This is a genomic window from Methylophaga sp. UBA1464 (genome assembly GCF_002325665.1).
GTDB lineage: Bacteria > Pseudomonadota > Gammaproteobacteria > Nitrosococcales > Methylophagaceae > Methylophaga.
Genome location: NZ_DCSO01000085.1, coordinates 2,994 through 10,640, shown reverse-complemented (window position 1 = coordinate 10,640; position 7,647 = coordinate 2,994). Strand labels below are relative to the sequence as shown.

Genomic DNA, 7,647 nt, shown 5'->3' with positions numbered 1-7,647 from the left:
AATGCGCCAGCAGCGTTTGTGGCAACAGGTGCCCGTTCAGCCGACGCTCTCCGGCAAATACCGCCGCCGCCAACCTTGGGTTAATAGGACCTTCGGCAACCAACCAGACAGTAGCAACCAGTTGCTGTTGATTAAACACACCCAACAACCACATATCATCACGATCCAATAGCATTTGCAGATCGGATGGTCGGGTTCGATAATGTGCCGTGACCATCAAACCAAAGCACTGTCTTAATAGGGCTTCGTCCTGTAATAACGCATCGGCACTCAGCTTTTTCACCTGCAGCTGATTTATCTGGAGATCAACAATTAATTCTTTGGCAACCGGCTCAGCATCCAGTAAACATAATTCAAAACTGAACTGTTCCAATGCATCCCCCGGATTCCAGCGTACCGGTTGGGTTAATTCAATCTGTCGCCAGTCGGGCGTATGCAGATCGAGGATTTGTTGAAACTGCAGTTTAAAGCCGCGCCCACTGCCTTCATATCCATGTAAAGTCGTCGCAAAAATGATGCGTGAATAACGCTGTAACATCTGTTTAAGCATCGGCAAGGTCAATGCGGCGGCCTCGTCCACCAGCAGCACATCTGCTTCCAGCTCATTTTCAAGTAACGCATCAGGTGCGACAAACTGAATTTCACAGCCATTCCAGAATAATTGTCCGTGCCCTAATTGGGCATCGATTAATTCACTGCTGGCATGTTTAAACAAGGTATCGACACTCGCATAACCGGGTGCGGTCACGATGATTTTCTGTTTACCCTGGCGTATTAATTCCGCCGCCGCCACACCGAGCAAAGCGGTTTTCCCGCGTCCTCTGTCGGAAGTAATTAATAAGGGACGCCGACGATGCCCAAATGCCGTTTTATGCACCAGACTTAATGCATTTTGTTGATCCGCTGTCAGCTTAAATTTTGTTTCTGTCGATTTTTCGGGGCGAAAATCCGATGGCAAAAGCTGGCCGGGAAGCCACTGATGAAAATCGGCAAACTCCACAAGATAACGATCTACAATCTGCTCAAAACGTTGATACCAGTTGGAGGCCAAATTTTTTTCTGGCAACAGAATGAGCAGGATACCGCCAGCACGGATGGTACCAACAATAGCGGCAAAACTGTCTGCATTAAACTCCTGCAGTGCATCAAAAACCACCACATCAAATTCACGGCCGAGAAATTGACGGGCCTGTTTTTGCAGATATTTATCGGCAGATACTTGTGAGGAATCCGTGAGCCAGATATGTGTTGCTGCCCCCCATACAGCCAGCAAGGCTTCTGCCGTCTGATGGCATAGTTCCCACTCCCCCTTTACCAGTAAACATCGTCTTGGCGGCCTGTTCAATTTCATGAGTGCGGGGCTGAATTAATAATGAGGTGGCGGTGGCTCATCCGCTTGTTGCACTAATTGATCGGCTTGCAACGCTTCCACCTGACCAAGCAGTTTTTCCAGGCGACGTTCCAATCGATCAATTTGTTGTTGCTGATCAGTAACCACCTGGTTCAGCTGTTCGATAACCCCATCCTGAAACGCCATACGGGTTTGTAAATCTACGATGTCTTCATTCATAGCAAACTCTCCCCTTTCTTATAGATAGTCGACTACAAAGTTCATAGAACAATAGTGGATTTCCGACATCAGTCATCCCCATCATAGGATAACGCCGGTGCTAACCAGCGCTCGGCATAATCCAGTGTCCAGTTTTTACGCTTCGCATAATCCTTGACCTGATCTTCGCTGATTTTGCCTAATCCGAAATAACGTGATTCGGGGTGGGCAAAATAAAAGCCGCTGACTGCTGCTGTAGGTAACATGGCAAAACTTTCGGTCAGCGTCATGCCGATACGTTTTTCCACATCCAGTAAATCCCACAACAGACCTTTTTCAGTATGATCCGGGCAGGCGGGGTAACCAGGGGCCGGACGTATACCCTGATACTTCTCATCAATCAGATCTTCATTGTCCAGTTGTTCATCTTTCTTGTAGCCCCAGAATTCCTTGCGAACCCGCTCATGCATTCGCTCGGCAAAGGCTTCAGCCAGACGATCGGCCAGCGCTTTCAACATGATGCTGTGATAGTCATCATGATCTTCTTCAAAACGTTCAATATGTTCGTCAATGCCAATACCAGCGGTGACAGCAAACGCACCGATATAATCCTCAACGCCACTATCTTTTGGTGCGAGGAAATCTGCCAATGCGGCATTAGGTCGACCTGGTGGTTTTTCAGCTTGCTGGCGCAAAGAGTGCAATTTCATCAATACTCGCTGACGGCTGTCATCTGTATAGATTTCAATATCGTCATCGCCGACACTATTGGCAGGAAACAGACCAATTACGGCGCGTGCTTTCAGCCACTTTTCATCAACAATCTGTTTGAGCATTTTTTTCGCATCTTCAAACAAATGCGTAGCATGTTCACCGACAATTTCATCGGTCAGAATACGGGGGTATCTGCCAGCCAATTCCCATGACTGGAAAAACGGTGTCCAGTCGATGCGCTCCACCAGCTCCTGCAAGGGATAATCATCAAATACCTGAATACCGGTTTGAGAAGGTTTGACCGCTTGATACGCTGGCCAGTCAATTTTGGTTTTATTGGCGCGGGCCTGTTTCAAAGTCAATAAACGCCGCGTGGATTTACGACCTTTATGCTGATCCCGTTTGGCCTGATAATCCGTTTTGATTTTGCCGACAAAGTCATCCCGGGTGATTTTACTGACCAGATTCTGTGCCACGCCAACCGCACGTGATGCATCTTTTACATAGATCACCGGACCATGATAATTCGGATCAATCTTGACGGCAGTATGGATTAGCGAAGTGGTGGCACCGCCAATCATTAGCGGGATTTCAAAACCGAGCCGCTCCATTTCCTTTGCCATGTGGGCCATTTCTTCCAGTGAAGGCGTAATTAAACCTGACAGGCCGATAATATCGACATTTTCCTTACGTGCGGTTTCCAGAATCGTGGCAGCAGGAACCATTACGCCCAGATCAATGATCTCGAAGTTATTGCACTGCAACACCACGCCGACAATATTCTTACCGATATCGTGAACATCGCCTTTCACCGTCGCCATTAAAATCTTGCCATTGCTGCTGCTGACGGTACTGTCGTCTTTTTCCAGTTCGATGAAGGGCATCAGATAGGCAACAGCTTTTTTCATTACCCGGGCGGATTTGACGACTTGAGGCAAAAACATTTTGCCCTCGCCGAACAAGTCCCCGACCACATTCATGCCGTCCATCAACGGGCCTTCAATGACCTCTAACGGTTTAGCATATTCCTGCCGAGCCAGCTCGGTATCTTCTTCGACAAAGTCCGCGATCCCCTTAACCAACGCATATTCCAGCCGTTTAACCACTGGCAGACTGCGCCACTCGAGATCTTCTTTTTTCTCGACACTGCCGTCGCCTTTATATTTATCGGCGATCTCCAATAAACGATCAGTGGCATCATTACGACGGTTTAAAATGACGTCTTCCACCCGCTCACGTAATTCTTCTGGCAAATCATCATAAATCGCCAGCTGACCGGCATTGACGATACCCATATCCATACCGGCTTTAATGGTGTGATACAAAAACACCGCATGAATCGCTTCACGCACCGGATTGTTACCACGAAACGAAAACGACACATTGGAAACGCCGCCGCTGATCATCGCATGGGGCAGGCTTTGTTTGATATCACGGGTGGCTTCAATGAAATCGACGGCATAATTGTTATGCTCATCAATACCGGTAGCCACGGCAAAAATATTCGGATCAAAGATGATATCTTCGGCTGGAAAATGCACTTTTTCGGTGAGGATTTCATAACTGCGGGTACAGATTTCCCGTTTACGTTCGCGGGTGTCGGCCTGACCATCTTCATCAAACGCCATAACAATAACTGCTGCGCCATAACGGCGTACCAGCTTGGCCTGTTCGATGAATTTTTCCTCACCTTCCTTGAGACTGATCGAGTTGACGATGCCTTTGCCCTGAATACATTTGAGGCCGGCTTCAATGATTTCCCATTTGGAAGAGTCAATCATGATCGGCACCCGGCTGATATCAGGTTCGGCTGCGACCAGATTGAGGAAGGTTACCATCGCATCCTGCGAGTCCAGCATGCCTTCATCCATATTGATATCGATAATCTGCGCACCGTTTTCCACCTGCTGACGGGCAACTTCCAGCGCGGTATCGTAATCACCTTCCTTGATCAGTTTGGCAAACCTCAGCGACCCTGTCACATTGGTGCGTTCACCAATATTCACAAACAGACTTTCCGGAGTAATGGTTAACGGCTCCAGACCACTCAGACGGCAGTAATGCTTGTTTTCAACTCGCTGACGAGGTTTAACGCCCTCGACGGCTTCGGCAATGGCTTTGATATGTGCCGGTGTGGTGCCACAGCACCCACCAATGATGTTTAAAAACCCGGATTCTGCCCATTCCCTGATATGAATTGCCATGGCTTCAGGTGATTCATCATATTCACCAAATTCATTTGGCAGGCCGGCATTAGGATGCGCGCTGACATAACTGGTGGAAATATTGGACAACTCTTCAACGTACTGGCGTAATTGTTCCGCACCTAACGCACAGTTCAAACCGATCGATAACGGCTGTACATGTGACAACGAATTCCAGAAGGCTTCGGCTGTTTGCCCGGAAAGTGTACGGCCACTGGCATCGGTAATAGTGCCAGAAATCATCACCGGCAAATGCACATCATGCTGTTCAAAATACTGTTCGATAGCAAATACGGCAGCCTTGGCATTCAAGGTATCAAATACCGTTTCCACCAGCAGCAGATCACTGCCCCCGTCGACCAGACCACGTATGGCTTCCAGATAGGCTTCGACCAGCTGATCAAAATTGACGTTACGAAAACCGGGATTATTTACATCCGGGGAAATACTGGCAGTTCTATTGGTAGGGCCTAAAACACCCGTGACAAAACGCGGTTTATCGGGGTTGCTGGCCGTAAATTCATCGGCCACTTCACGGGCCAGCTGGGCAGAGACTTTATTCAGTTCATAAACCAGATCTTCCATCTGGTAATCCGCCATCGCAATCGAGGTACCATTAAAGGTGTTGGTTTCGACAATATCGGCACCGGCTTCAAAATAAGCCCGATGAATATCGCGAATGATTTGCGGCTGGGTCAATGACAGTAAATCGTTGTTGCCTTTCACATCACAGGGATGATTGGCAAAGCGTTCTCCGCGGAAATCTGCCTCGCTCAATTTGTAACTTTGCAGCATGGTACCCATGCCACCATCCAGAACCAGGATCTTGTGTTCAAGCAGACTGCGAATTTGATGAGAAGCTGTGGTCAAAACGGTTTTCCTGTCAGGCTGTTAAAGGATCTGTTTATCTTTCCACCCCCGCAGCATTGAATTAAAATTAAGCTTCCAGCAGTGGTGGCAATAAAAGACAAGCGGACTCTGGTTAAAAAAACACCTGATTATAACAGAACATGCCGGCCCTTCTGCCATGTTCAGCTTTTCTGCTGAACATGGCAGAAGAGTCATAAAAATGACTCTGCTGCTATCAGAAAATGAAAACTAAATATTAGGGGTCTGGTGCACTGTTTTATTCCTTACTCATCATTTTATGCAAACTATCCAATAGCTGAGAAGGGACAGGGAAAACAATCGTTGAACTCTTATCTCCGGCAATTTCGGTCAAGGTCTGCAAGTAGCGCAGCTGGATTGCCGTAGGCTGTCGAGCCAGTTGTTCGGCTGCTTCTACCAACTTGCCTGAAGCCTGAAATTCCCCGTCGGCATGGATAACCTTGGCTCGACGTTCACGTTCCGCCTCGGCTTGCTTGGCAATCGCCCGAATCATGCTCTCATCGATATCCACATGCTTGATTTCAACATTGGAGACCTTGATACCCCACTGATCGCTCTGCCGATCGAGAATATGCTGTATATCATCGTTCAGGCGATCCCTTTCCGCCAGCAACTCATCCAGTTCATGCTGCCCCAATACGGAACGTAATGTTGTCTGGGCCAGCTGACCGGTAGCATCCATATAGTTTTCCACATTAATAATGGCTTTCTGCGGATCAACCACCCGGAAATACAATACGGCATTCACATTGACAGAAACATTGTCACGGGTAATCAGATCCTGTGATGGCACATCCAGCACCAGCGTTCGCAAATCCACTTTGACCATCTGCTGAATAAACGGAATGACAACAATCAACCCGGGGCCTTTCACCTTGTAAAAACGCCCCAGCAAAAAGATAACACCACGCTCATATTCCCGCAGCACCCTGAAAGTACTGAGGATCAGCGCAACAATGATGAATACAATTACAAGAATAAACGTTTGCATGCTCATTACTCCTTAATGGCTTCTACGTGTAGGACAAGTCCATCACGTGCAACTATCCGCAATACCTCGCCCCTGGTCACCGGTTCCTGACTGAAAGCTTGCCACTGCTCGCCCATCGCATAAACTTTTCCATGGCCGGTAAAATCTTCCCGCGCCTCTGCCTGCGCGCCGATGATAGCCTCTTGTCCACTGACCACCATTGTTTTTCGGGCACGCAAAGCAGCACCGATAACAAAAACAAAAATGGCAAACGACATCACAGCCAGCGCAGCGATTAACGGCATGGAAATCTGATATGCCGGTAACTCACTATCCATCAACATAATCGAGCCATAAACAAAGGCCAGTAATCCTCCGATCCCCAAAATCCCGAATGACGGACTGAATGCCTCCCCCATCATCAAACCAATACCCACAATCAATAAGGCCAGCCCGGCATAATTAATCGGCAACATATGCAGAGCAAACGCTGCCAGCAACAGGCAAATGATTCCGACAACACCGGCAACGCCCATACCCGGGTTGTAAAACTCCAGAATCAATCCGTAAATACCTATCATCAGCAATATGTAGGCGACATTAGGATTGGTAATCAGATTTAATAATTCATAGCGCCATCCCGCTTCGATTTCTGTCAATTCGATATTGTCCAGCTGCAGGGTCACATTGCCACTTTCCAGTATCACCTCTCTGCCATTCAAGCTCTGTCAAAGCTGTTGCAGATCTTTTTCCACTATATCGATTACCCCATTTTCAAGAGCATCTGTGGCACTGAGGTTGGCAGCTTCACGTACGGTTTCTTCGGCCCAATCCGCATTACGGCCACGAAGTTCCGCCAAACCACGGATATAGGCCACCGCATCATTCAGCATTTTCTTATCCATGGCATCGGGGGTGTTTTCTTTAGGCTTATCTTTGTCAAAATCAGGAGTGATACCGCCTGGCTGCATTTTTACCGGAGTGGAAGACCCGACATTGGTTGCTGGAGCCATCGCGGCAATATGGCTGGCATAGAGAATATACGTGCCTGCACTTGCAGCTCTTGAACCGGAAGGAGAAACATAGGTGGCAACGGGGATTCTGGCAGACAGAATGGCTTTGATGATGTCGCGCATGGAAGGATCCAAACCGCCCGGTGTATCCAATTGTAAAACCAGCAACCGGACATTTTCTTTTTCAGCCTTACGCAGCGTACTGATAAAAAAATCAGCTGTTGCAGGACTGATTGCGCTCTGAATGGTCATGGTCCAGACTTTATCTGCGGCATAGGCAGGTTTCTGCACAAACAACAGACAACAAAA

General features: G+C 48.0%; 5 protein-coding genes and 1 pseudogene. All 6 read right to left on the bottom strand.

Annotated features, from left to right (window positions below; all coding sequences use genetic code 11):
- The coding region (locus B3O33_RS10795; RefSeq protein WP_292363570.1) for a tRNA(Met) cytidine acetyltransferase TmcA domain-containing protein at positions 1-1,351 on the bottom strand (1,351 nt) is incomplete at its 3' end.
- 15 nt (positions 1,352-1,366) lie between these two features.
- The gene (locus tag B3O33_RS10790) at positions 1,367-1,570 is read right to left on the bottom strand and encodes a SlyX family protein (RefSeq protein ID WP_292362276.1); all 204 of its coding nucleotides are present in this window, start codon (positions 1,568-1,570) and stop codon (positions 1,367-1,369) included.
- Positions 1,571-1,638: 68 nt separating this feature from the next.
- Positions 1,639-5,337 (bottom strand): methionine synthase, encoded by a 3,699-nt coding sequence (metH, locus tag B3O33_RS10785; RefSeq protein WP_292362275.1) that lies wholly within the window; start codon positions 5,335-5,337, stop codon positions 1,639-1,641.
- A 256-nt stretch (positions 5,338-5,593) separates the two neighbouring features.
- Positions 5,594-6,346, bottom strand: a complete 753-nt coding sequence (locus B3O33_RS10780; protein ID WP_292362273.1) for a slipin family protein — start codon at positions 6,344-6,346, stop codon at positions 5,594-5,596.
- A 5-nt stretch (positions 6,347-6,351) separates the two neighbouring features.
- Complete coding sequence (locus B3O33_RS10775) at positions 6,352-7,011, bottom strand: NfeD family protein (RefSeq protein ID WP_292363569.1); 660 nt, start codon at positions 7,009-7,011, stop codon at positions 6,352-6,354.
- A gap of 42 nt (positions 7,012-7,053) precedes the next feature.
- A pseudogene (locus tag B3O33_RS10770) lies at positions 7,054-7,647 on the bottom strand (nodulation protein NfeD); the annotation flags it as partial.

Bases quoted from the DNA above. Each gene is read 5' to 3' on its own strand.
- B3O33_RS10790 (WP_292362276.1), bottom strand. From the start codon at position 1,570: ATGAATGAAGACATCGTAGATTTACAAACCCGTATGGCGTTTCAGGAT.
- B3O33_RS10780 (WP_292362273.1), bottom strand. From the start codon at position 6,346: ATGCAAACGTTTATTCTTGTAATTGTATTCATCATTGTTGCGCTGATC.